At 70.8% G+C, this 23552-nt stretch carries 24 protein-coding genes; 11 read left to right on the top strand and 13 right to left on the bottom strand.

All coding sequences use genetic code 11. The annotated features are described in order from the left end of the window. Window positions 1-7 precede the first annotated feature (7 nt). From HZF07_RS05740 to HZF07_RS05710, 7 genes are all read left to right on the top strand, one after another. The gene (locus tag HZF07_RS05740) at window positions 8-976 is read left to right on the top strand and encodes a branched-chain amino acid ABC transporter permease (protein WP_157340157.1); all 969 of its coding nucleotides are present in this window, start codon (window positions 8-10) and stop codon (window positions 974-976) included. Further along, window positions 973-2082: a branched-chain amino acid ABC transporter permease gene (locus HZF07_RS05735; RefSeq protein WP_157340156.1), complete on the top strand. Its 1110-nt coding sequence runs from the start codon at window positions 973-975 to the stop codon at window positions 2080-2082. The genes HZF07_RS05740 and HZF07_RS05735 overlap by 4 nt, the downstream gene beginning before the upstream one ends. Continuing rightward, window positions 2079-3284 carry an acyl-CoA dehydrogenase family protein gene (locus HZF07_RS05730; RefSeq protein ID WP_157340154.1) on the top strand — a complete coding sequence of 402 codons (1206 nt, stop codon included), beginning with the start codon at window positions 2079-2081 and terminating at the stop codon, window positions 3282-3284. The genes HZF07_RS05735 and HZF07_RS05730 overlap by 4 nt, the downstream gene beginning before the upstream one ends. Then, on the top strand, window positions 3281-4012 hold the full coding sequence (fabG, locus tag HZF07_RS05725) for a 3-oxoacyl-ACP reductase FabG (RefSeq protein ID WP_198346333.1): 732 nt from the start codon (window positions 3281-3283) through the stop codon (window positions 4010-4012). Before HZF07_RS05730 ends, fabG begins: the two co-directional genes overlap by 4 nt. Beyond that, entirely contained in the window at window positions 4009-5448 is a 1440-nt protein-coding gene (locus tag HZF07_RS05720) for an aldehyde dehydrogenase (RefSeq protein ID WP_181644849.1), read from the top strand. The genes fabG and HZF07_RS05720 overlap by 4 nt, the downstream gene beginning before the upstream one ends. Before the next feature lie 62 nt (window positions 5449-5510). Beyond that, window positions 5511-6689 (top strand): acyl-CoA dehydrogenase family protein, encoded by a 1179-nt coding sequence (locus HZF07_RS05715; protein WP_157340153.1) that lies wholly within the window; start codon window positions 5511-5513, stop codon window positions 6687-6689. Between the two features lie 74 nt (window positions 6690-6763). Continuing rightward, window positions 6764-7144 (top strand): DUF3054 domain-containing protein, encoded by a 381-nt coding sequence (locus HZF07_RS05710; protein WP_181644848.1) that lies wholly within the window; start codon window positions 6764-6766, stop codon window positions 7142-7144. Here HZF07_RS05710 and HZF07_RS05705 read toward each other — a convergent pair. Genes HZF07_RS05705 through HZF07_RS05675 form a run of 7 tightly spaced genes read right to left on the bottom strand, consistent with a single transcriptional unit; the run spans window position 7110 to window position 14199 of the window. Further along, window positions 7110-7967, bottom strand: a complete 858-nt coding sequence (locus tag HZF07_RS05705) for an NAD(P)-dependent oxidoreductase (RefSeq protein ID WP_157340152.1) — start codon at window positions 7965-7967, stop codon at window positions 7110-7112. The two genes, HZF07_RS05710 and HZF07_RS05705, sit on opposite strands and share 35 nt — an antisense overlap. Beyond that, complete coding sequence (locus HZF07_RS05700) at window positions 7964-8656, bottom strand: SDR family oxidoreductase (RefSeq protein WP_198346332.1); 693 nt, start codon at window positions 8654-8656, stop codon at window positions 7964-7966. The genes HZF07_RS05705 and HZF07_RS05700 overlap by 4 nt, the downstream gene beginning before the upstream one ends. Beyond that, window positions 8656-9549, bottom strand: coding sequence for a cupin domain-containing protein (locus HZF07_RS05695; protein ID WP_198346331.1), 894 nt, complete (start codon window positions 9547-9549; stop codon window positions 8656-8658). Before HZF07_RS05695 ends, HZF07_RS05700 begins: the two co-directional genes overlap by 1 nt. Beyond that, window positions 9546-10895, bottom strand: coding sequence for an amidohydrolase family protein (locus tag HZF07_RS05690; RefSeq protein WP_157340150.1), 1350 nt, complete (start codon window positions 10893-10895; stop codon window positions 9546-9548). The genes HZF07_RS05695 and HZF07_RS05690 overlap by 4 nt, the downstream gene beginning before the upstream one ends. Window positions 10896-10922: 27 nt before the next feature. Further along, window positions 10923-11903, bottom strand: a complete 981-nt coding sequence (locus HZF07_RS05685) for an alpha-ketoacid dehydrogenase subunit beta (RefSeq protein WP_181644847.1) — start codon at window positions 11901-11903, stop codon at window positions 10923-10925. After that, complete coding sequence (locus HZF07_RS05680) at window positions 11891-12886, bottom strand: thiamine pyrophosphate-dependent dehydrogenase E1 component subunit alpha (protein WP_198346330.1); 996 nt, start codon at window positions 12884-12886, stop codon at window positions 11891-11893. Before HZF07_RS05680 ends, HZF07_RS05685 begins: the two co-directional genes overlap by 13 nt. Further along, window positions 12883-14199 (bottom strand): M24 family metallopeptidase, encoded by a 1317-nt coding sequence (locus HZF07_RS05675; protein WP_157340149.1) that lies wholly within the window; start codon window positions 14197-14199, stop codon window positions 12883-12885. The genes HZF07_RS05680 and HZF07_RS05675 overlap by 4 nt, the downstream gene beginning before the upstream one ends. 51 nt (window positions 14200-14250) lie before the next feature. Here HZF07_RS05675 and HZF07_RS05670 point away from each other — a divergent pair, with 51 nt between their 5' ends. Then, the gene (locus HZF07_RS05670; RefSeq protein ID WP_198346329.1) at window positions 14251-14889 is read left to right on the top strand and encodes a helix-turn-helix domain-containing protein; all 639 of its coding nucleotides are present in this window, start codon (window positions 14251-14253) and stop codon (window positions 14887-14889) included. A 19-nt stretch (window positions 14890-14908) separates the two neighbouring features. Here HZF07_RS05670 and HZF07_RS05665 read toward each other — a convergent pair whose 3' ends face one another. The 5 genes from HZF07_RS05665 to HZF07_RS05645 are packed head-to-tail and all read right to left on the bottom strand — an operon-like array spanning window position 14909 to window position 18786. After that, on the bottom strand, window positions 14909-15235 hold the full coding sequence (locus HZF07_RS05665; RefSeq protein ID WP_181644846.1) for a putative quinol monooxygenase: 327 nt from the start codon (window positions 15233-15235) through the stop codon (window positions 14909-14911). A gap of 11 nt (window positions 15236-15246) precedes the next feature. Beyond that, complete coding sequence (locus HZF07_RS05660; RefSeq protein ID WP_157340147.1) at window positions 15247-15948, bottom strand: DUF1097 family protein; 702 nt, start codon at window positions 15946-15948, stop codon at window positions 15247-15249. Window positions 15949-15975: 27 nt separating this feature from the next. Next, a complete protein-coding gene (locus tag HZF07_RS05655; RefSeq protein ID WP_232523016.1) occupies window positions 15976-17010 on the bottom strand; it encodes an NAD(P)-dependent alcohol dehydrogenase in 1035 nt (344 codons plus the stop codon). Continuing rightward, complete coding sequence (locus tag HZF07_RS05650) at window positions 17007-17741, bottom strand: iron-sulfur cluster assembly protein (protein WP_157340146.1); 735 nt, start codon at window positions 17739-17741, stop codon at window positions 17007-17009. Before HZF07_RS05650 ends, HZF07_RS05655 begins: the two co-directional genes overlap by 4 nt. A 1-nt stretch (window position 17742) precedes the next feature. Continuing rightward, window positions 17743-18786, bottom strand: a complete 1044-nt coding sequence (locus HZF07_RS05645) for an amidohydrolase family protein (RefSeq protein ID WP_157340145.1) — start codon at window positions 18784-18786, stop codon at window positions 17743-17745. A gap of 190 nt (window positions 18787-18976) precedes the next feature. On the opposite strand from HZF07_RS05645, the gene HZF07_RS05640 reads away from it, so the two are divergent. Continuing rightward, on the top strand, window positions 18977-20437 hold the full coding sequence (locus tag HZF07_RS05640) for an AAA-type ATPase lid domain-containing protein (protein ID WP_157340144.1): 1461 nt from the start codon (window positions 18977-18979) through the stop codon (window positions 20435-20437). Window positions 20438-20674: 237 nt separating this feature from the next. On the opposite strand, the gene glnA is transcribed toward HZF07_RS05640, so the two are convergent. After that, complete coding sequence (gene glnA, locus HZF07_RS05635; RefSeq protein ID WP_157340143.1) at window positions 20675-22093, bottom strand: type I glutamate--ammonia ligase; 1419 nt, start codon at window positions 22091-22093, stop codon at window positions 20675-20677. A 188-nt stretch (window positions 22094-22281) separates the two neighbouring features. Between glnA and HZF07_RS05630 the strand changes: the two genes are divergently transcribed. After that, window positions 22282-22683, top strand: a complete 402-nt coding sequence (locus HZF07_RS05630) for an RDD family protein (RefSeq protein ID WP_309504555.1) — start codon at window positions 22282-22284, stop codon at window positions 22681-22683. An 18-nt stretch (window positions 22684-22701) separates the two neighbouring features. Continuing rightward, window positions 22702-23544, top strand: a complete 843-nt coding sequence (locus tag HZF07_RS05625) for a LolA-like protein (RefSeq protein ID WP_157340142.1) — start codon at window positions 22702-22704, stop codon at window positions 23542-23544. Window positions 23545-23552: the final 8 nt, after the last annotated feature.

Genomic DNA, 23552 nt, shown 5'->3' with positions numbered 1-23552 from the left:
GAACGACATGAACCTGCTCCAGACCCTTCCCTGGGCGGTCCCGGGGGTCAACGACGCCTTCTTCGACCTGTCCTACGTGCTGCAGCTGGTCACGACCGGCCTGGCCAACGGTGCCGTCTACGCCCTGATGGCCCTCAGCGTCGTGATCGTCTACCGGACCACCGGTCACATGAACTTCGCCCAGGGCGAGATGGGCACCATCGGGTGCCTGCTGGTGTTCTCGATCTCCGTCGAGCGCGGGGTCCCGTACTGGATCTCCATCCCGGCCGCCATCGCGTTGTCGATGGTCGTCGGCGCGGTCCTGCAGCGCACGCTCGTCCAGCCCGTGGAGCGGAGGGGCGGCATGGGCGTGGTGCTCGTGACGCTCGGTCTCTTCCTGATCATCAACGCGGTCGACGCGGTGATCTGGGGCGCCGACCCGGTCACGCCGGTGACGCCGTTCCCGTCGGAGGCGGGTGACCGCTTCATCATCCTGGACGGACCACCGCAGTTCGCGATCCGGTACTCGACCATCGGCATCTGGATCACCCTCGCCGTCGTCGTCGGGCTGCTCTGGCTGCTCCTGCAGCGCACCCGGCTCGGGCTCGGCTACCGCGCGGTCGCCGCCAACCCGGAGTCGGCGCTCCTCGTCGGGATCCCGAAGGACCGCATGCTGATGCTGGGATGGGCGCTGGCGGCCGGGATCGGCACGCTCGCCGCCGTCCTGTTCTCCCAGAAGACCGGGTCCCTCGACTTCAACCTGATGGCCGCCGTCATCCTCTACGGCCTCGCGGCGGCAGCCCTGGGTGGGTTCGACAGCATCCCCGGGGCCGTCGTGGGCGGCGCGGTGGTGGGCCTGGTCGAGTCGCTCGTCCCGGCGTTCTTCAGCTTCATCGGCTCCGAGCTCAGCCTGGTGATGGCCCTGGTCGTCATCGTCGCCGTCCTGCTCGTGCGACCGCAAGGCATCTTCGGCAAGGCGAAAGTGGTGCGCGTATGACGACCAGGACCATCCAGCACGGCTCGACCGAGCACCGGATCTGGCAGGTGCTCCTCTACGGCGGGATCGCCGCCGTCGTGCTCGCCATCGCACTCACCCAGCCGGACTACCGGATGGCCCAGTTCAGCGCAGTGGCGGCCTGGTCGGTGGCGCTGCTCGGCATGAACCTCATCATCGGGTACGGCGGCCAGATGGCCCTCGGGCACAGTGCGTTCTTCGGCTTCGGGTCCTACCTGACCGCGATCCTGTACGCCGACTACGGGGTGTCCTTCGTCGGGACCCTCCCGATCTCGGCGCTGGCCGGTGCCGCGATCGGCTTCCTCCTCGGTCTGCCGGCGCTGCGGATCAGCGGCCTGTACCTGGCCCTCGTCACGTTGGCGCTGGCGCTGGCGTTCCCGGCCATCGCCAAGATGGACCAGCTCAGCGCCCTGACCGGCGGCGCCAACGGCAAGCTCGCCTACATCCAGTGGCTCCCGCCCACCTGGCTCCCGTTCACGGTGACGAGCGCCGCCTGGGTGTTCCTGACCCTGTCGGCCTTCGCCGCCGTGCTCTTCCTGCTCGCGTCGAACGCCATGCGCAGCCGGGTCGGCCGTGCGGTCGTGGCGCTGCGGGACAACCAGATCGGCGCCGCCGTCTCCGGGGTCCACCCCGCGACCTGGAAGACGTCGACCTTCGCCGTCAGCGCGGCCTACGCCTCGCTGGCCGGCTCGCTGATGATGCTCGCGGTGCCGATCGTCACGCCTGACAGCGGCGGCTTCCTGGTCGCCGTCACGCTGATCACCGGCATGGTGATCGGCGGCGCCGGCACCATCTCGGGCGCGGTCATCGGCGGGGTGGCGGTCGTGTGGCTGCCCGAGCTGAGCAAGCACTGGGCCGGCGCCCTGCCGCTGGTCTCCGAGAGCGACGGGACGGCCCTGTCGACGGCGGTGTACGGCGCTGTGCTGATCCTCGTCGTCTTCGTGATGCCCGGCGGGGTCGTCACCTTCGTCCGCCGCCTCCGAGCGCGGTTCGTCGTCGTCGTGCCGCAGGTCCCCGCGACATCCCCGCCGGTGGCGCACGCCGCGCCGCTCTCGCCCACCCCCGAGCTCGAGATGGAGCGACCATGACCACCCTCGCCAGCGACCCGTCGACGTACGCCGGGAACCCGGACGTCCCCGACGACGTGTTCGCCGACGTCCTCGCGCAGGTGACCGACTTCGTACGCACCCGTGTCGTCCCTCGCGAGACCGAGATCATGACGACCGACGCCGTCCCGGCCGACCTGCGCGCCCAGGTGGCGGAGATGGGCCTGTTCGGGTACGCGATCCCGCAGGAGTGGGGCGGCCTCGGCCTCGACCTCGTCCAGGACGTCGAGCTCACGATGCAACTGGGCTACACCTGTCTGTCGCTGCGCTCGATGTTCGGCACGAACAACGGCATCGCCGGCCAGGTGCTGGTCGGCTACGGCACCGAGGAGCAGCGGGCGCGCTGGCTGCCGGACATCGCGTCCGGCGCGGTGGTCGCGTCCTTCGCCCTGACCGAGCCGGGCGCGGGCTCGAACCCCGCAGGGATGCGCACGACCGCGGTTCGGGACGGCGACGACTGGGTGATCGACGGATCGAAGTGCTTCATCACCAACGCGCCCGACGCGCAGCTGTTCGTCGTCTTCGCCCGGGTGCGGCCGGCCGTCGGCAAGGACGCGGGGATCGCGGTCTTCCTGGTGCCGTCGGAGACGCCCGGTGTCGAGGTCGGGGCCAAGGACGTCAAGATGGGGCAGGAGGGGTCCCGCACCGCGGAGGTCACCTTCGCCGGCGTCCGGGTCGGTCCCGAGGCCCTGGTGGGCGGCGACGTCGAGGTCGGCTACCGAGCGGCCATGACCTCGCTGGCCCGAGGCCGCATCGTCGTCGCGGCGATGGCCGTGGGGTGTGCGCAGCGCGCGCTCGACGAGTCCGTCTCCTACGCCGCGTCCGCGACACAGGGCGGCACCCCGATCGGTGAGTTCCAGCTGGTCCAGGCGATGCTGGCCGACCTCCAGACCGGCGTGCATGCCGGGCGAGCGCTGGTCCGCGACGCCGCCCGTCTGTACGCCACCGGCGCCGACACCCGCGTCGCGCCGTCGGTGGCCAAGCTCTACTGCACCGAGATGGCCGGGAAGGCGGCCGACCTCGCCGTCCAGGTCCACGGGGGCACCGGCTACATGCGCGAGGTGCCGGTCGAGCGGATCTACCGTGACGTGCGTCTGCTGCGCCTCTACGAGGGGACCAGCGAGATCCAGCGCCTCATCATCGGCGGTGCACTGGTCCGTGGCGCCCGGGTGCCTGGGGCATGATGCTCGCCGGACGCACGGCCGTGATCACCGGCGCGGCCCAGGGCATCGGGCTCGCCATCGCGCGCACGTTCGCCGCACACGGCGCGCGGGTCGTGATCGGCGACCTCGACGAGGCGCGGGCCAAGGATGCAGCGGCGTCCCTCGACAGCGACGCGCTCGGCGTCCGCTGTGACGTCACCTCCGCCGAGGACACGGCGCAGCTCGTCGAGACCGCGACGACGGCGTACGGCGGCCTGGACGTGATGGTCAACAACGCCGGCATCACCCGCGACGCCACGCTGCGCACGATGACCGAGGACGACTTCGACCAGGTCGTCGACGTGCACCTGAAGGGCTGCTGGAACGGCACCCGGGCCGCCGTCGCGGTGATGCGGGAGGCCGGCCGCGGCTCGATCATCAACCTGTCGTCGGTCTCGGGGAAGGTCGGCTTCGTCGGTCAGACCAACTACTCGGCCGCGAAGGCAGGGATCGTCGGGCTCTCGAAGGCGGCGGCGAAGGAGGTCGCGCACCGCGGCATCCGCGTCAACGTCATCCAGCCCGGCCTGATCCGCACCGCGATGACCGAGGCCATGCCCGAGCGCATCTGGGAGCAGAAGCTGTCCGAAATCCCGATGCAGCGCGCGGGTGAGCCGGACGAGGTCGCCGACGTCGCGCTGTTCTACGCCTCCGACCTCTCGTCGTACATGACGGGAACCGTCGCCGAGGTCACTGGTGGGAGGTTCATGTGAACGACTACGACAAGCTCTTCATCGGCGGGCGGTGGGTGGACCCGAGCGGAGACGGGTCCATCGAAGTCGTCAACCCGCACGACGGCACCCCGGTCGGCCGGGTGCCGCACGCGACGACCGGCGACGTGGACGCGGCGGTGGCTGCCGCGCGGACGGCGTTCGAGTCCGGGCCGTGGCCGCGACTCACGCTCGAGGAGCGCCTGGCCGTCGTCGAACGGATCGGGTCGCTGCTGACCGAGCGGGCTCCCGAGCTGGCCACGCTCATCACGCGCCAGAACGGCTCGCCGATCACCTTCAGCACGCGCGCCCAGGCCGGTGTGTCGGCCGCGATCTACGCCGTCACCGCCAGCATCGCGCGCAGCTACCCGTTCGAGGAGCGCCGCGACGGGATGCGCGGTCCCGTCGTCGTCCGCCGGGAGCCCGTCGGCGTCGTGGCCGCCGTCATCCCGTGGAACGTGCCGGCCTTCGCCGCCGCCTTGAAGCTGGCTCCCGCGCTCGCCGCAGGCTGCACCGTGATCCTCAAGCCCTCACCCGAAGCGCCTCTGGACGCCAACCTGCTGGCCGAGGTCGCCGCCGAGGCAGGTCTGCCCGCGGGCGTCCTCAGCGTCCTGCCCGCCGACCGCGAGGTCAGCGAGTACCTCGTCGGTCACCCAGGCGTCGACAAGGTGTCGTTCACGGGGTCGGTCGCCGCCGGCAAGCGCGTGATGGAGGTCGCCGCCGGCAACCTGAGCCGGATCACCCTCGAGCTCGGGGGCAAGTCCGCAGCGGTGCTCCTCGAGGACGCCGACCTCGACCTCGCCGTGCCGACCATCGCCGGCGCGTCCTGGGCGCTGAACAACGGCCAGGCCTGCATCGCCCTCACCCGGGTGCTGGCGCCACGCAGCCGGTACGCCGAGGTCGCCGATCGGCTGACCGCCGCGGCGTCGGCGCTGGTGGTCGGCGACCCGATGGACCCCGCGACGCAGGTCGGCCCCCTGGTCTCGCGTCGGCAGCAGGAGCGCAACCTCGACTACGTCCGCATCGGCCAGGAGGAGGGCGCCATGCTGCTGACCGGCGGGGGAGTGCCGGACGGCCTGGAGGACGGCTGCTACCTGGCGCCCACCCTCTTCGGCGACGTCGACAACTCCATGCGGATCGCGCAGGAGGAGATCTTCGGGCCCGTCGTCTGCCTCATCCCGTACGACGCCGAGGACGACGCCGTCCGCATCGCCAACGACTCCGACTACGGCCTCTCCGGCGCGGTGTTCGGCGCCGACAGCGAGCACGCGCTCGACGTCGCGCGTCGCATCCGGACCGGGACGATCACCGTCAACGGGTTCGCCACCGAGCCGACCGCGCCGTTCGGCGGCTTCAAGTCGTCGGGGATCGGCCGCGAGATGGGGGCCGACGGCCTGTCGGCCTTCCTCGAGGCGAAATCCGTCGTCCTCGCGGGCTGACCCGCGACCGCAACGCACAGACGAGACCAGGAGCACTTGAGAACGTGAGTCACACCGACCCCATGGCCCTTCCGGCCCTCGATCCCGCCGACATCGCCGCCCTCGACGACCTGCTGACCGACGACGAGCGGGCGGTGCGCTCCTCCGTCCGCCAGATGCTCGACAAGTCCGTCGAGCCGCACATCGCCGACTGGTTCGAGCGCGGCGCCATCCCGGAGATCCGTGAGCTCGCCCGCGAGCTCGGCTCGCTCGGCGTGCTGGGCATGCATCTCGAGGGATACGGATGCGCCGGCATGAGCGCGACGGAGTACGGCGTGGCGTGCCTCGAGATCGAGGCCACCGACTCCGGCCTCCGGTCACTGGTCTCAGTGCAGGGCTCGCTCGCCATGTACGCGATCTGGCGCTGGGGCTCGGAGGAGCAGAAGCAGGAGTGGCTGCCGCGCATGGCAGCGGGCGAGGCCATCGGCTGCTTCGGCCTGACGGAGCCCGACCACGGCTCGGATCCGGGTGCGTTGACGACGCGGGCGCGCAAGGCCGGCTCCGACTGGGTCCTCGACGGCCGCAAGATGTGGATCTCCAACGCGCCATACGCCGACGTCGCCGTCGTCTGGGCACGGACCGACGAGGGCATCCGCGGGTTCGTCGTCCCGACGGACGTCCCCGGGTTCTCGGCGCCCGAGATCAAGCACAAGATGTCGCTGCGCGCCTCCGCGACCGGCGAGCTCGTGCTCGACGGGGTCCGGCTGCCGGCGTCCGCCGTCCTCCCGGAGGTGCGCGGCCTCAAGGGACCGCTGTCCTGCCTCAACGAGGCGCGCTACGGCATCGTCTGGGGAGCCCTCGGCGCGGCCCGGTCGAGTCTGGAGGCCGCGCGGCAGTACGCCATCGACCGGGTCCAGTTCGGCAGGCCGATCGCCTCGTTCCAGCTGACCCAGCAGAAGCTGGCCGACATGTCGCTGGAGTACATCAAGGGCTACCTGCTCGCCGTGCACCTCGGACGCCGCAAGGACGCGGGGCTGCTGCGCCCCGAGCAGGTGAGCATCGGCAAGCTCAACAACGTCCGCGAGGCGATCGAGATCTGCCGGACCGCGCGCACCATCCTCGGCGCGAACGGAATCTCGCTGGAGTACCCGGTCATCCGTCACCAGAACAACCTCGAGTCCGTGCTCACCTACGAGGGCACCGTGGAGATGCACACCCTGGTGCTCGGCCAGGCGCTCACCGGGATCGCCGCGTTCCGCTGAGCGCTCCCCGGGTCGGGGTCGCGTTCGTGGGGCCCAGGCGGCGACGAACCGGCCGGCCTGCGACCCTGGGACCCGTGACCTCGCGACGGCTGCTTCCCCTCGTCGCCGACCTCGTCTGCGTGCTCGCCCTCGCCCTCGGCGGCAAGAGCTCCCACGAGCCCGGCGACTCCGACTGGGTGGTGCTCGTCATCGCCTGGCCCTTCGCCGTGGCTGCGGTCCTCGGCCACGTCATGCTGCTCTGGCGAGGCCGGCCGACGCGTCGGGTCTGGCCCGAGGGCGCCACCGTCGTCGCGGTCACCTACGTGCTCGGCATGCTCCTGCGCAGCCTCAGCGACCGTGGTCTGGCTCCGGGCTTCCTCGTCGTCGCGGCCGTCTTCCTCACCGTCACGATGCTGGGGTGGCGGCTCGTCACGTCGCGGCTCACCCGCCGCGCAGGTGCTCGGCGAGCGCGCTGAGGTCCTCACCGCCACGGCCGGCCGCGATCGCGTCGCCGACGACGCCCCGGTTGGTGGCCAGCTGCGGCACCTCGGCGCCGACCTCGGCGGCGAGGGCCGCCGCGAGGTCGAGGTCCTTGGCGACCAGGTCCAGCGCGAACGCCACCGGCGCCGAGCCCGGGTCGGCGAAGGCGGCGCGCTTGTAGTGCACGAAGGGCGCCGCGACCGCGCTGCTCGCGATCACCTCGTAGGCCTGCTCCCGGTCGACGCCGGCGCGCTCGGCCAGCACCAGCGACTCCGCGAGCGTCTGGTTGAGCCCGAAGACCATCGCGTTGACCGCGAGCTTCATGGTGGCTCCGGCCCCCACCGGGCCGAGGAGGATGATCCGCTCCGCGAAGGACTCGAGCGCCGGCCGCGCCCGCTCGAGCGCGTCCGCGTCGCCGCCCGCCATCACCAGGATCGTGCCGCTCTCGACGCTCGGGACGCTGCCGGACACCGGGGTGTCGAGCAGCGCGGCGCCGGTGGCGGCGACGTCCCCGGCCAGCGCGCGCACCGTCTCCGGCGCGACCGTGCTGGTGTCGACCACCACCTGCTCCGGTCCCAGCCCCGCGACCAGACCGTCCGGGCCGCCGTACGCCGCGCGCACGGCCGCGTCGTCGGCGAGCGAGACGACCACGACGTCGGCGTCCGCGACGGCCTCGCGGGCGGTGCCGGCCACGGGGCCGCCGAGCCCTTCGGCCTTGGCGGGGGTGCGGTTCCACACCGTCAGGTCGTGCCCGGCGCCGGCCACCCGGGCCGCCATGGCCGCGCCCATCCGGCCGGTCCCGACCACGGCGACCCTCATGTGACCAGCCACCCGCCGTCGAGGTAGAGGTTGGTGCCGTTGACGGCGCGGTTCTCCAGCAGGAAGTCCACGCCGTCGACGATGTCCTGCATGGTGGCCAGGCGGCCGGTCGGCGTGCGGGACACGTAGCCGTCGAGGACGGCCGGCGGCTTCTCGGCCCAGAACGGGCTGTCGCCGACGATGCCCGGGTGGAGGGCGTTGACCCGGATCGGCGCCATCTCCAGCGCCAGGGCGTTGACCAGCCCGACGATGCCGCCGTTGACCGTCGAGACCGTCACCGACCCGGGGTAGGGGCGGTCCTTGGCGCGGCCGCCGAAGAGCACGACCGACGACTCCGAGTGCATCCGCGACAGCAGCGTGTGCACGACCTCGGTGTAGCCGACCAGCTTGAGCACGGCCAGCCGCGTGGCGCGGTCGACGTCGTAGTCGGCCACGGAGTTCTGGTCCCGCTCGATCGCGGCCACCACCAGCCGGTCGACCGTGTCGACGCCGGCCAGCGCGTCGGCGAGGCCGTGCGTGTCGTTGAGGTCGAGCGCGAGCCCGGTGACGCCGTCGCCCACCGTGGCCGCCACCGCTGCGGCCCGGTCGGCGTCCCGGCCGGTGAGCACGACCTCGTCGCCGCGGGCCAGCCGGTGCCGGGCGACCTCCAGCCCGATCCCCGCCGTACCGCCGATGATCACGGTCCGCATCATTGACCTCCCAGCCGGTCCCGAAGGTAGTCCCAGTCCCGCGCGAACCGGTAGGAGTGCCGACCGGGCGGCTGCGGCGCCTGCGTCTCCAGCCAGCGCACGGGCCCGTCCCCGACGTTGCGGAACCCGTGCACCGCGCCCGCGCCGGCCCACGCCACGTCGCCCGCCTCGAGCACGTACGCCGTGCCGTCGAACGTCGCCTCCACCGCGCCCTCGAGGATCAGGTAGGTCTCCTCGAACGGGTGGTCGTGCGGACCGGCCAGCCCGTCCGGCTCGTACTGCACCATGAACATCGTCGACAGCACGGCGCCGAGGTCGGAGTCGACCATCATCTTCACCGTGATGCCGCTGTAGACGAGCAGCGCGGTGCGCATGCTCGCCGACACCGCGAGCTTGTCCTGGGTCTGCATCGCCGGGTCCATGTTCGACGGGTCGATGTGGCCGTAGCGCCGGGTCCGCGGGTCCCGCACGTCGGCGGTCAGCGGGTCGGTGTGCGGCACCTCCGGCACCAGCTGCGTGTCGAGGTCGTACGCCGGCCGCGGCATCGGCGCCGACATCCGGGCGAACCGGGCGGGACCGGCGGAGTCGTTGCGCAGCGAGTGCGGCACGGCGACCGGGACCAGCCCGTAGCCACCCGGTCCCAGCCGGGCCGCCTCGCCCGGTGTCTGCACCACGACCTCGCCGTCGAGCACGTAGAGGCTCTCCTCGTAGGAGTGCACGTGCGCCGGCACCGACCCGCCGGCCGCGAGCCGGCTGATCCCGAAGCCGGTGTGCACCGCGGCCGTGCTCGCGTCCACGACCGACCAGCCGTCCAGCCCGGACGCGCCGGCCAGCGGGCCGGCGGGCGCCGTCCAGGCGAGGTCGGTCGCCCGAGCGACCAGGTGATCGGTCACGCCGGCGCCTTGGCGGCCGCGGCCGCGACGAGGTGGTCGCGCGAGTCCTCGACCAGCGACATCGCGCGGCCGACGTCGCCGGACAGCCTGAAGTCGCGCTTGACGAAGCTGCCCGCGACCAGCACGTGCTCGACGTTCGACACGTCGGCGCTCAGCGTCACCGCGGCGACCGGGTCGTGGATCGGCCCCACGTTGATGGCCCGTGCGTCGATGACGACGACATCGGCCTGCTTGCCCGGGGTCAGCGAGCCGGTGCGGTCCTCGAGCCCGGCCACGTGCGCGCCGTCGAGGGTCGCCATCTTCAGCATGTCGGCCGCGGTCAGCATGTAGTCGGGGGTCGGGATGTCCATGTCCCAGGTGACCTCGTTGACCCGCGCCCGCTCGGCGCCGAAGCCGGCCCGGATCTGGGTGAACATGTCACCGGGCACCGTTGTCACCACGTCGATCGACAGGCTCGGCCGCAGCCCGAACCGGCGGGCCCGGTTGATCGGCGGCCAGCCGTGCCCCATCTGGGTCTCCACCTGCGCCGCGATCGAGATCGTGCCGCCGGTGTCCGCGACCCGCTGCCACTCGTGGTCGCTGAAGTAGCAGCAGTGGATGTACGTCGTGTCCGGGCCGAGCAGGCCGAGCCGGTCCAGCTGCTCGACCATGCCGAACCGGCCGGCCATGCGGCCCATGCCGACGTGCACGGTGATCGGGATGCCGAGCTCGCGGGCCAGCTGCCACTCCGAGGTGACCACCTGGTCCTGGGTGAACCCCGGCCCGCGGGTCGCCAGCCCCATCGTGATCAGCCCGTCGTCACCGGGGACGTGCGTCGACCGCACCCGCCGTACGTCGTCACCGGGGATCGCCTCGGCGCTGAAGAACCAGTACTTCTCCAGGGAGGTGTTGGCGCTGCCGTAGGCGTACTGCGCGCGGATGCCGGTCTCCTTGAGCCCCTGGATCGCGGCGTCGGCGTGGTCGGGCGTGTTGTTGATGTGCGACCAGTCGACGAGCGTCGTGATGCCCGCGTTGAGGCACTCCAGCGTCCCGGCGAGGTTGCTGCTGTACACGTCCTCGGGCCGGTAGAGCGGGGCGAAGGTGTCGAGGATGTCGACGAAGTAGTCGTCCAGCGTCGCGTTGGGCGCGACGTTGCGGATCGCGGTCTCCCAGGTGTGCCGGTGGGTGTCGACGAACCCCGGGATCACGATCTTGCCGCTGCAGTCGACGACCTCGGCGTCGGCGTCGATGCTCGCCTCGACGCCGGCGATCGCGTCGTCCTCGATCAGCACGTCGCCGGTGGGCAGGTCCCCGATGCTCGGGTCGACGGACAGGACGGTGCCGCCCTTGAGGAGGATCTTGCCCATGGTGGTGCCCTTTCTGTTGCTGGTGCGCTAGTACGACGCGAGGCGGCGTACCGCCTCGACGAGCTTGGCGACGGTGGGGATGACCTCGCGCTCCAGGGCGTCGGCGAACGGCAGCGGGACGTTCTCGCCGGCCAACCGGCGGACCGGCGCGTCGAGCATCTCGAAGCCCTCGTCGGCCACGACCGAGGCCACGGTCGCGCCCCAGCCGCCCTGGTAGGGGTTCTCCTCGACGACGATGAGCCGGCTCGTCTTCTCCAGCGAGCGCAGGACCGTGGCCATGTCGAGGGGGATCAGGCAGCGCAGGTCGACGACCTCGATGTCGATGCCCTCGCCGGCGAGCTCGTCGGCGGCAGCGAGCGCGAGCGGGACAGTCGCCGCGAGTGCGACCACGGTGACGTCGGCGCCCTCACGTGCGACCCGGGCCTCGCCGAGCGGCACGACGTGCCCAGGCGGCGCGGCCTCGCCCTTCGACGCGAAGAGCCCCTTGTGCTCGAAGAACACCACGGGGTCGTCGCTGCGGACGGCCGACGCCATCAGCCCGACCACGTCGGCCGGCGTCGACGGGGCAGCGATCTTGAGGCCGGGCACGGTGAGCGCCCAGTTCTCCACCGACTGCGAGTGCTGGGCGCCGAAGCCGAGCCCGCCGCCGTTCGCGGTGCGCACGACGAGGGGCACGGTGACCTGGCCGCCGGTCATGTAGCGGGCCTTGGGGATCTCGTTGGCGAGGTAGTCCCAGCAGCAGGCGAAGAAGTCGCTGAACATGATCTCGGCGACCGGTCGCATCCCCGTCATCGCGGCGCCCATCGCGGCGCCGACGATCGCCTGCTCCGAGATCGGCGTGTCCCAGACCCGCTCGGCGCCGAACTCCTCGAAGAGCCCGGCGGTGGTCTTGAAGACGCCGCCCGCTGCGCCGATGTCCTCGCCGAGCAGCACCACGGTGGGGTCGCGCCGCAGCTCGCGGGCCAGCCCCTCGGAGACCGCGTCGCGGTAGGTCGTCAGGTCCGCCACGCGGCACCTCCGTCCGCCCAGACGTCGGTGAACGCCGTGGCGGGATCGGCCGGGGGAGCGGCCTGGGCCGCCTGCGAGGCGGCGTCGACGACGGCCTTGGCCCGCGCGTCGGCCGCGTCCACGTCGGCCTGGGTCGCGCCGATCTCCAGCAGCAGCTGGCGGGCCACGATCAGCGGGTCGCGGGCCAGCCACGCCTCGACCTCGTCGGCCGGGCGGTACGTCGCGGGGTCGGTGCGGCTGTGCCCGAAGTGCCGGTAGGTCAGCGCCTCGACCACGGTCGGCCCGTCCCCGCTGCGAGCGCGCTCGACGGCGTCCGACATCGTGTGCTGGACCGCCACCACGTCGTTGCCGTCGACCAGCACGCCGGGCATGCCGTTGGCGGCCGCCCGGTCGGCCGCGGGGTTCGGCACCGACGTCACCGCCTCGATCGGGGTGTACTCCATGTACTTGTTGTTCTCGCAGACGAACACCACCGGCAGCTTCCACACCGCGGCCAGGTTGAGCGCCTCGTGGAAGGCGCCGATGTTGGTGGCGCCGTCGCCGAAGAACGCGACGGCGACCTGCGTCGTACCGCGCAGCTTCGCGGACCACGCGGCGCCGTTGGCCATCGGCAGGTGGGCGCCGACGATCGCGTAGCTGCCGAGCATCCCGTGGTCGGCGCGGGTGAGGTGCATGGAACCGCCCTTGGCGCCGCAGAGGCCGGTGGACTTCTGCATCAGCTCGGCCAGGCAGCTCTCCGGGCTGGCGCCGCGCGCGATCGCGTGGTGGTGGCCGCGGTAGGTCGCGAACACGTAGTCGTCGGGTCGGAGCGCAGCGCTCGCGCCGACCGCGACCGCCTCGTGGCCGGCGGCCAGGTGGGTCGTGCCCTTGACGAGGCCGCGCAGGAACAGGTCGTGCGCGGCCTTCTCGGTGCCGCGGATCACCGCCATCTGCTCGTACCAGTCGAGCAGCATGGCGATCGCGACCGCCTCGGCCGTGGTCACCTCTCGCCCCGCCCGGCCGCGGTGTTGAGGTGGGACTGGGAGTCGCGGACCGTCGGCAGCGGGCCGTCCACGGTCCAGTAGCGCTGGCCGGCGACCAGGAGGTCCTCGGCGGGGAACTTGGTGATCACCTCGCACCCGTCGGCGGTGACCACGACCTCCTCCTCGATCCGGGCCGCCGACCAGCCGTCCCCGGCGGGCCAGTAGGTCTCCAGCGCGAACACCATGCCCTCCTCGAGCACCTCGGGGTGGTCGAGGGAGACCAGCCGGCTGAAGATCGGCTTCTCCCAGATCGACAGCCCGACGCCGTGGCCGTACTGCAGGGCGAAGGCCGCCTCCTCGTCGGGGAACCCGAACTCCTGGGCGGTCGGCCACAGGCTCACCACGTCGGCGGTCGTCGTGCCGGGCCGCACGATCGCGATCGCGGCGTCCATGTACTCGCGACAGCGGGTGTAGGCGTCGCGCATGGCGGGCGACGCCGACCCGATCGCGAAGCAGCGGTAGTAGCAGGTGCGGTAGCCGAGGTGGCTGTGCAGGATGTCGAAGAAGGCCGGGTCGCCGGGGCGCAGGATGCGGTCGCTGTAGACGTGCGGGTGCGGCGAGCAGCGCTCGCCGGAGATGGCGTTGACGCCCTCGACGTACTCGCTGCCGAGGTCGTAGAGCACCTTGCTGACGAGGCCGACGCACTCGTTCTCGCGGACACCGGGGCGCATGAAGGAGTAGAGCTCGTCGTACGCCGCGTCGACCATCGAGCAGGCGTGGGTGAGCAGGCTGATCTCGTCCTCGGTCTTGATCCGTCGTGCCTCCAGGAAGACCTGCTGCCCGTCGACGACGTCGAGGCCCTCGGCGCGCAGGGCGGCCAGGATCGGCATCTCGACCAGGTCGACGCCGAGCGGCTCTCCGGCCAGGTCGTGCTCACGGAGGACGGTCGCGACCTTGTGTGCCACCTCCTCGGCGATCCCGGCGTCGGGGTGGAACGCGCCGCGCAGCGTCGAGATCCCGGCTCGGGCGCGCTCGGTGCCGTGGAGCCACGGGTTGAAGAGCTGGTGGTGCTTGGCCGCCGAGCCGAAGTCCCACAGCACCGGCTGGCCGCCGCGGGGGAGCACCGCGAACCGGATGAGCTTGTCCATCGCCCAGGTGCCGATGTGGGTGGCGGTCATGTACCGGATGTTGGAGAAGTCGAAGGTCAGCAGCGCACCGAGCGAGGAGGCCTCGAGCGTCGCGTCGAGCCGGGCTAGCCGGGCCGCCCGCAGCCGGTCGAGATCGACCCGTTGCTCCCAGTCGACGGCGTTCGGCCCGAAGGTGCGGATGGCCATCCACCGAGTAAAGTTCTGCTTCACATGGGTGTCAAGCAGTGGTTAACACGGGTGAACAGTGAGGTGGAAGTGGCGGAGGACGTCGTCCAGGTCGGTGCCGCGCTCCGCGCGGTGCGGGAGACGCGCGGGCTGTCGCTCCGCGAGGTGGCCCGCCGGGTCGGGGTGTCCCCGAGCTTCGTCAGCCAGGTCGAGACCGGCAAGGCCAACCCGTCGGTGGGCACCCTCTACGCGCTCGTCGGGGTGCTCGGCACCTCGCTCGACGACCTGATGAACGGTGACCTTCCAGTGGTCGCGAAGCCAACCCCTGGAGAGTCGTGGCCGCCCGTCGAGGTGCCGCTGCAGCCCGCCGCCGGCCGCAAGCGGCTCGAGATGACCGGCGTCGTCTGGGAGCGGCTCACCCACGACCACGACCCGTTCGTCGACTTCCTGCACGTCGAGTACGCCCCTGGCAGCGAGTCCTGCGCCGCCGAGGAGCTGATGCGGCACGGCGGCCGCGAGTACGGCCACGTGCTCACCGGGCGGCTCGAGGTGCAGATCGGCTTCGAGACCTACACGGTCGGCCCGGGCGACTCGATCCACTTCGACTCCACGGCGCCGCACCGCCTCAGCAACCCCCACGACGAGCCGTGCACCGCGATCTGGTTCGTCGTCGCCCGCAGCGCCGACGACCGGCCGTCGGGCTACGCCTGAGCCGCCGCCCGACCTCGGGTCAGCTGCCGGGGACAGTGACCTCGCCCATGCGATCCCAGCTGTCCCCGTCGACTTGGCGGCTGATGATCAGTGGAGTCCTCGCCAGCGCTTGGGGCATCGCCTCGATCGCCCGTTTGAAGTGCTCGCTCTGGACGTGCGGGCCGGCGCCGTCATCGGCGAAACCCTCGACGAGGACGAACTCCGATGGGTCGTCGACGCTGCGCGACCACTCGAACCAGAGGTTGCCGGGCTCGGCCCGGGTGGCCTCGGTGAAGTCAGCGACCAGGTCGAGCCAGCGGTCGGTCCAGTCCGGCTTGGTCTGGAACTTGACGACGATGAAGTACACGGCCGATCTCCTTACGACGAGTGGGACGGGTGCTTGTCGACGACCTCGGCCTCGGCTTCGGCCGGGGACCGCGGCGTGACAAGGGCGGTGAGCTTGACCGAGAGAAGACCGAGCACGCAGCCGCAGAGCAGGCTGACCGTGATGCTGAGCCAGACGTAGACGAACGGTGTCGAGATGACGCCGCCGAACGCGCCGGCACCAGCCGTCGCCGGGTCGCTGAGTGCCTCGAGGCCGTTGCCGACCCCACCGCCGTCGGGCGCCCAGTAGTCGAGCCCGGTCGCCGTCCACCAGAAGAAGACCGAGGCGAACGCGCCGAAGGTGGCCGGGACGTAGTGCCAGTCGCCGAGCACGCTGAGGAGGACGAGCACGGTGGCGAAGATGCCGACCCAGAGCGCGATGCCCCAGAAGTCGGGCAGGTCTGCGGTGGCCGACGCAGCGGCCATCGCACCCAGGGCGGCGAGCCCGCCGACGACCGAGGCGATCACGACCTTCACGAACGCAGCGGTGTCGGCACCGGCAGCGAAGAAGAAGCCCCACGCCACGAAGGCGGCCGGGACGACGAGGTGGAAGTTGCTCGGGAGGGACAGCCCGTTGCCCAGGTCGCCGTCGGTGACCCAGTGGAACGTGAAGTTGAGCGCGACGTCCGTCCACACGAGTGCGAGGACACCGATCACCACCGCCAGCGGCAGTGTTGCCTTGATGCGTCCGATCATGACAGTTCTCTCTTCTGTGGCCGTGGATCAGGGGACGAGGATCGCCCGGCCGCGGACGCGTCCGGCGTCGAGGTCGTCGATGGCGCTCTGGAAGTCGTCGAGCTGGTACTTCGCGGTGTGCAGGGTGACGGCCCCGCGGGCGGCCAGAGCCATCAGGTCGCACAGGTCGTTGTAGGAGCCGACGAGGTTGCCGATGACGTTCTTCTCGGCCGAGATGAGGTCGATGGTCGGCACGTCGATGTTCTCGCCGTACCCGACCACGTGGTAGTCGCCGGCCCGCCGCATCATCGCCAGTCCCGCTGAGGTCGAGCCCCCCTCACCGACGAAGTCGATGACCACCTCGGCGCCGAACCCACCGGTCAGCTCGAGGACCTCCTCGACCTGCTTGCCCTCGGCGACGACCCCGTGGTCGGCGCCGATGGAGAGCGCCAGCTCGAGGGCGTCCGGGTTCCGGTCGACCACGATCAGCCCTGCGGGGCTGAGCGCCTTGAGGACCTGGATGCCGATGTGGCCCAGACCGCCGGCCCCGATCACGACGCACCGGTCGCGGGGAGTCAGTCGCCGGGCCGCCTTCGCGGCGGCGTGGTACGCCGTCAGGCCGGCGTCCGCGAGCGCTGCCACGTCGGCAGGTTCGAGCGCGTCGTCCAGTCGTACGACGGACCGGGCCGAGGTTTTGAGGTAGTCCGCGTATCCGCCGTTGGTGTCGATCCCAGGGAACTGACTGGCCTCGCAGTGCACGTCGTCCCCCGAGCGGCAGGCCCGGCAAAGCCCGCACGTGATGAGCGGGTGCACGATGACCTTGTCGCCCTCGCGCACGTTGGTCACCGCGGTGCCGACGGCGTGCACCCAGCCGGCGTTCTCGTGGCCGATCGTGTAGGGCAGCTGCACCTGGGACTTCTCGGCCCACTGCCCCTCGAGGATGTGCAGGTCGGTACGGCAGACACCGGCGCCTCCGATGCGGACGACCACGTCCCAGGGGCCGGTGGCCTCGGGCACGGGCAGCTCGGTCAGCTCGAGGTTGCGGTGGTAGGCGACGACCTGGACGGCTCGCATCGTGCTCATGACGTGTGCTCCTTGATCTGGGTCAACGGGATGAAGGTCGGCTCGTCGGGGTAGCGCGTGCCGAGCAGTCCTCGGCAGAAGTGCGCGTTGCCGTCGATGGAGATCCGCGTCGACCGGGCCCGGCGCAACGCCATCGGTACGTCGTCGGGCGCGCGACCCTCGTGGTCGACGAGCACCAGCGCGTCGGGTCGGTCGGGCAGGCCCAGCGTCGTACGCCGTCGGCGCAGCGCCTCGGTGTGGTCGTCCCCGGGCAGGTCGCCGAGCCGGACGTCGCCCACCGACTCGACTGGTCGGTCCGGCTCCGCGCGGAGCAGACCGGTCAGGCAGCGCTCGACCGCGGCCGTGTGGGCCTTGCGCTGGAACGTCGTGCGCAGCTCGTCGAGGTCCTCGTCCGCCTCGTGGCGGAACGTGCCGCGATAGCCGGCATCCGCTGCCAGTCCGCGGTTGATGAGGTCGGAGTCGTGGTGGTCGTCGAGCTCGACGACCACCACGTCCGTCCAGGGCAGTGCGACCAGCACGTCCTTGGCGTCCGACGCCATCAGGTAGGCGAAGTTGGGCGCGCAGAACGACGTGGGCAGCCGGAGGTGCACCTCGACGTCGGCACCCGAGACGACCACCGACCGGACGAAGCCGAGGTCGGTGATCGGCTCGTCGAGCTCGGGGTCGATGACGACGCCGAGCGCGTCGTACGCCTCGTGCTGACGCGGGGAGTGGGCGAGCACGGCGGTCATCTCACACCGACGCCAAGTCGGCCCGGTCGGGCTCCCGCGGTCCGGTCGCGGTCTCGTCGGCATCCGGGAGCCGCAGCTCGGCCGGCACCTCGATGTCGTACATCTTGGCGGCGTTGAGGCCGAGGATCTTCTTCTTCTGGTCCGTGGTGAGCGGCGCGTACTCGTTGAGGTCCTCGGGGATCTGGAAGTCCACGAACTTCTCGATCAACCATCGCGGCGTCCAGATCGCGTAGTCGGACGAGAACTGGATCCGGTCCTCGCCGATCCAGTACATGAGCTCACCGATGATCTGCGCGAAGTAGCGCGGCCGGGTGTGGATGAACGGCATGGCGACCGCCAGGCCGCCGTGCACGTTGGGCTCCTGGGTCGCGATCCAGCAGAAGTCCTCGAGCCGGGGGAGTCCCACGTGCTCGACGATGAAGTTGAGGTCGGTGAAGTCCGACGCGACGTGGTCGATGTCGGCGACGTCGAAGGCGTCACGGTCGAGCGGCCGGATGGTCGGGCCCTTGTGCACGTGGATGTTCGTGACGCCCAGCTCGCGGCAGGCCTCGAAGTAGCGGTAGGCCCACGGGTCGTCGAGCTTCCAGCCGCGGGACTCCCCGTGCCACTCGGCGGTGTACAGCTTGACGCCCTTGAGACCGTACTTCTCCGCGTCGGCGCGCAGCTGCTCGAGGCCCTGCTCGCCGTTGCGCGGGTCGAAGTGGTGGTTGTAGGTGAGCTTGCCCGGATGCCTCTTCGCCAGCTCCGAGGCCTCCTCGCTCTGCCCGAAACCAGTGTTGTAGAACTCGCCCAGGTACGCCGGCTGGAAGATCGCGTGGTCGACGTACCCGTCCTCGAACAGGTCCTTCATCAACCGCTCGCCGCCCTGGTAGAGGTAGTCCTCGTAGGACCACACCTCCGACTCCGGGGAGAGGTTGCGGTGGTAGTCGTAGAAGCAGTCGATGAACTGCTTGCCGTGGATGTTGCGCTGGTTCTCCGGCCGTGCGTCCCACAACGCGACGTGGGCATCCACGATGAAGTAGCTCTCGCCGTCCTTGGTGTACATCCCTGAGCCTCCGTTCGACCGTGACGGGCGTCACCGGTCAGGGCGAACGTAAGCGCGGTTCGGGTCGACGGGAGGTCCCGCGGTGTCTCAATCCGAGACGCCCCGCTGTCTCAATCTGAGACACGACGACGGCGGCCCTCGATCGACGCCGATGTAACGTGGCTCACAGGTCAGCAGGGTGGAGGTGCGCATGGACGACGACGCCGTCCCGGCGCGGGCCAGGGTCCACGACACCGCGCTCGGGACCGTTCCGAAGCGGTTGCTGGCGTCCTGGCGGCGCAGCGAGGACTACGGGGTGCCGCTCGAGGACATCCAGCCGGTCTTCAACGGCACCGTCGACGACGAGTCCCTGTTCTTCCAGTGCGGCCGCGAGGTGCTCGCCGACCTGCACCGGACCCTCGCCTCGGAACCCGTCAGCCTGATGCTGACCGATGCCGACGGCCTCGTCCTCAACCGGCTCAGCGGGGACCAGTCGCTCCTGCGTGCCCTCGACGCCGTCCATCTGGCGCCCGGCTTCTCCTACTCCGAACGTGAGGCCGGGACCAACGGCCTCGGCCTTGCCCTGGCCGACCGCGCCCCGACAGTCGTCAAGGCGGACCAGCACTACGCCCTGAGCCTGTGCACCTACACATGCGCCGCGGCTCCGGTGATCGACCCTCGCACCGGCCGCCTCGAAGGAGCCGTCAACCTCACGACCTGGTCGAAGTCGTCCAGCGAGCTGCTGCTCGCCCTCGCCCAGTCGGCGGCCGGCTCGACGGCGAGCCTCATGCTCGCGCGCTCGCAGGGCCATCGCCCACGTCCTGCTCCCCGTGGCGAGGTGTTCCGGGTCGAGGCACCCAGGCTCGAACCCGGCGCGGGAACCCGCGACGACCTCTCGGCGGACTGGACGCAGGCCATCGATCGCGCTGCGCGGGAGCTCGCGGCCGGGCGGGTGGTCGCCGCGCTGGGAGAGCCCTCTAGCGGACGGTCCACGCTGCTGGCCCAGGCTGAACGCCGACTGCGTCCGCGTGACCGGATCCTCGCGGCTCGCGCGCCGGCCCCGCAGGACGTGGAGGCCTGGCTCTCGCTGTGGACTCCCGAGCTGACCAAGCCACACACGGGCATCGTGGTGCGCGACGTCGACGCCCTCCCGGTCTGGGCCGCGGAGCGCCTTCGAGACCTCATCCGGTCAGCCGACGGCGTACCCCTGTCGATGACTGCCGAGCGATTCGAGGACATCCCCGATCCGCTGGCGGGACTTGTCGAGGCCGTGGTGCCGGTCCCGGCGCTGCGCGACCGGCCCGCTGACATCCTGCCCCTGGCCCGTCACATCGCTCGACGACTCCGTGGCCGCGATGTCGCCTTCACGCCGGCGGCCGACCGCGCCTTGGGCGACCACTCCTGGCCCGGCAACGTCGAGGAGCTGGTCGAGGTCGTGCGGCACGGGGTCAACCGCTCCGACGTCATCGACGTACGCCACCTCCCACCGAGCGTGCTCTCCGGGTCGTCCCGGCGGCTCTCCCGCATCGAGGCCTTCGAACGAGACGAGATCATCCGGGTGCTGACCCACTCGGAGACGTCGATGAAGGACGCAGCCGAGGAGCTGGGCATGAGCCGCGCCACGATCTACCGCAAGATCGCCCAGTACGACATCCACATCCCGAAGCCGTGAGGTTGGGCGTCTCGACCTCATGGCGTGCGTCACCCGGGAGATGAAAGCCTGTCGGAGACCACGTTCGTGGCTAGCCGATGGACGGGAGCCGTGGCCTGCTCGGCGTCGACGTCGTAGGGCGTCTCAAGCGCAAGGGGCATCTGTATCCGTCAGCCCTCACGCGCAGCGGTCCCGCTGAGGGGATTCCTCAGCGGGACCGCGCGTTCGTGCGGGTCAGAGACCCTTCAGGGGTCTGGCTCAGATGTCGTAGTAGAGCTCGAACTCGTGCGGGTGCGGGCGCAGCTGCACGGGCGCGATCTCGTGGGTGCGCTTGTAGTCGATCCACGTCTCGATCAGGTCGGGCGTGAAGACGTTGCCGACGGTGAGGAAGTCGTGGTCGTCCTCGAGCGCGTCGAGGACCGCGTTCAGCGAGGTCGGGACCTGCTGGATCTCGGCCATCTCGTCCGGCGGGAGCTCGTAGATGTCCTTGTCGATCGGGGCGGCGGGCTCGATCTTGTTCTTGATGCCGTCGACACCGGCGAGCATCAGGGCCGAGAACGCGAGGTACGGGTTCGCCGACGGGTCGGGGAACCGGGTCTCGATGCGCTTGGCCTTCGGGTTCGAGCCGGTGATCGGGATGCGGACCGACGCGGAGCGGTTGCGCGAGGAGTACACCAGCGAGATCGGGGCCTCGAAGCCGGGCACCAGGCGGTGGTAGGAGTTCACGGTCGGGTTGGTGAACGCCAGCAGCGCCGGGGCGTGCTTCAGGATGCCGCCGATGTACCAGCGGGCGAGGTCGGAGAGGCCGCCGTACCCGGTCTCGTCGTAGAAGAGCGGCTCGCCGTCCTTCCAGAGCGACTGGTGGACGTGCATGCCCGAGCCGTTGTCGCCGAAGATCGGCTTCGGCATGAAGGTGACCGACTTGCCGGCCTCCCACGCGGTGTTCTTGATGAGGTACTTGAACTTCATCACGTCGTCCGCGGCCTTGAGCAGCGTGTCGAAGCGGTAGTTGATCTCCGCCTGGCCGGCGGTGCCGACCTCGTGGTGCGAGCGCTCGACGAGCAGGCCGCAGGCCTCGAGGTTCTTCACCATGTCGTCGCGCAGATCGCCGTAGTGGTCGTACGGCGCGACCGGGAAGTAGCCGCCCTTGAAGCGGGTCTTGTAGCCGCGGTTGTCGCCCTCCTTGCCCGAGTTCCACCAGCCCTCGACGGAGTCGATGTGGTAGTAGCCCTCGTTGGCGCCGGTGGAGTAGCGCACGTTGTCGAAGATGTAGAACTCCGCCTCCGGCGCGAAGAACGCCGTGTCCGCGATGCCTGTGGTCGAGAGGTAGGCCAGCGCCTTGCGCGCGATGTTGCGCGGGTCGCGGGAGTAGGCCTCACCGGTGATCGGGTCGTGGATGAAGAAGCTCAGGTTCAGCGTCTTCGCGGTGCGGAACGGGTCGAGGAACGCCGTGGTCGGGTCCGGGAACAGCGCCATGTCCGACTCGTTGATCGCCTGGAAGCCCCGGATGGAGGAGCCGTCGAAGGCGAGGCCGTCGTCGAAGACCGACTGGTCGAACGAGGAGACGGGCACGGTGAAGTGCTGCTCGATGCCGGGCAGGTCGACGAAGCGCACGTCGACCATCTCGACGCCCTCGTCCTTGATGTACTTGAGCAGCTCGTCGCTGTTCTGGAACATGCGTCCTCCTTGGCTGCCAGGGTGGGGCAACCGACAAGTGTGCGGTGCGGAGCGACCGGGGCGGCGCTGCACCGGGCTGTGACCGCAAGTTATGCAGGGGCAGTTTCTCGACCGTATCCGGTTTGTTTCCGGCATGTAACAGGTGCCCGGTGGTCGGTCGGGACGCGCCGCCACCTACGCTGACGAGCGTGCCTGTGGAGGAGTCGCTGCCCTACGAGACCGCGTCCTGGGGACGCCGGGTGCTGGCCCTGCTCGTGGACTGGTTCGCCAGCATCCTGGTCGTGAGTCTCTTCGTGCCGGTCTTCGGTACGACGGGCGGGCCGGGCAGCTTCTACACGCTGCTGGTCTTCGTCGTGGAGTCCGCCGTGCTCACCGCGACCGTCGGGGGCTCGTTCGGCAAGATGGTGACCCGGCTCCGGGTGGTCCGCGTCGAGACCGGCGGCCGGGTCGACCTGCTGCGGTCCTTCGCCCGCGCGATCCTCGTGGCGCTCGTCATCCCACCGCTGATCTTCCGACCGGACCGGCGTGGTCTGCACGACCTGGCCGCGGGCACGGCGACCGTCCCGCTTCTCACACCTGACCGGGCCTGAATCGGGTAGGAAGAGCGCATGAGCCGCGCCCGCCGTCCCCTCGCGTCCCTCGCCGTCACGGCGCTCGCCCTCGCCGGCCTGGCCGCCTGCGGTGACGACCCCGACAGCGGGCACGACACCGCCGCCGACGTCGTCGCCCTGAGCGGCCTCGAGGAGGGCGACACCGTCGCCCCGGCCGAGTTCATCGACACGATCCAGGACGGCGTCGCGGCATCCTCGACCGCCGAGGTCACGATGTCGATGGACATGGGGGAGGACACGACCTTCACCGGCGACGGCGTCCTCGACTACGCCGCCGACACCCCCGAGCTGCAGATGACGATGACGATCGGGGGCGGCGGTCAGGACGTCGACTACGAGGTCCGGGCGGTCGACGGGCTGCTGTACGTCAACATGGGCGCGCTGAGCGGCGGGAAGTTCTGGAAGCTCGACCCGAGCGACCCCGCCAGCCCGCTGGCCCAGATGGGGCTCGACCAGGTCCTCGACCAGTCCGACCCCATCGGCGCCGTCACCAGGATGGAGCCGGCAATCGAGTCCGTCACGTACGCCGGCGAGGAGGACGTCGACGGACGCGACCTGGACCACTACGAGCTGACCGTCGACCTCGCCAAGGCGATCGACGCGCTCGGGAGCGACGTCTCGACCCAGGTCGAGAGCCAGCTGCCGGACTCGATCACCTACGACGTCTGGCTCGACGACGAGAGCCGGTTCGCCCAGCTCGTCATGGCCTACGAGGCCACGAACGTGCCGGTGTCGATGACGATGACGGCCGACGACTGGGGCACCGACGCGGACATCGAAGCCCCGCCGGCCGACGAGGTCACGGACGCGCCCAGCTTCGGGGACATGGCTGCCGACTAGTCGCTTCG

Source organism: Nocardioides agri, from assembly GCF_013778305.1.
GTDB lineage: Bacteria > Actinomycetota > Actinomycetes > Propionibacteriales > Nocardioidaceae > Nocardioides > Nocardioides agri.
The sequence above is the reverse complement of the archived record's forward strand: the minus strand, read 5'-3'. Positions and strand labels throughout refer to the sequence as shown.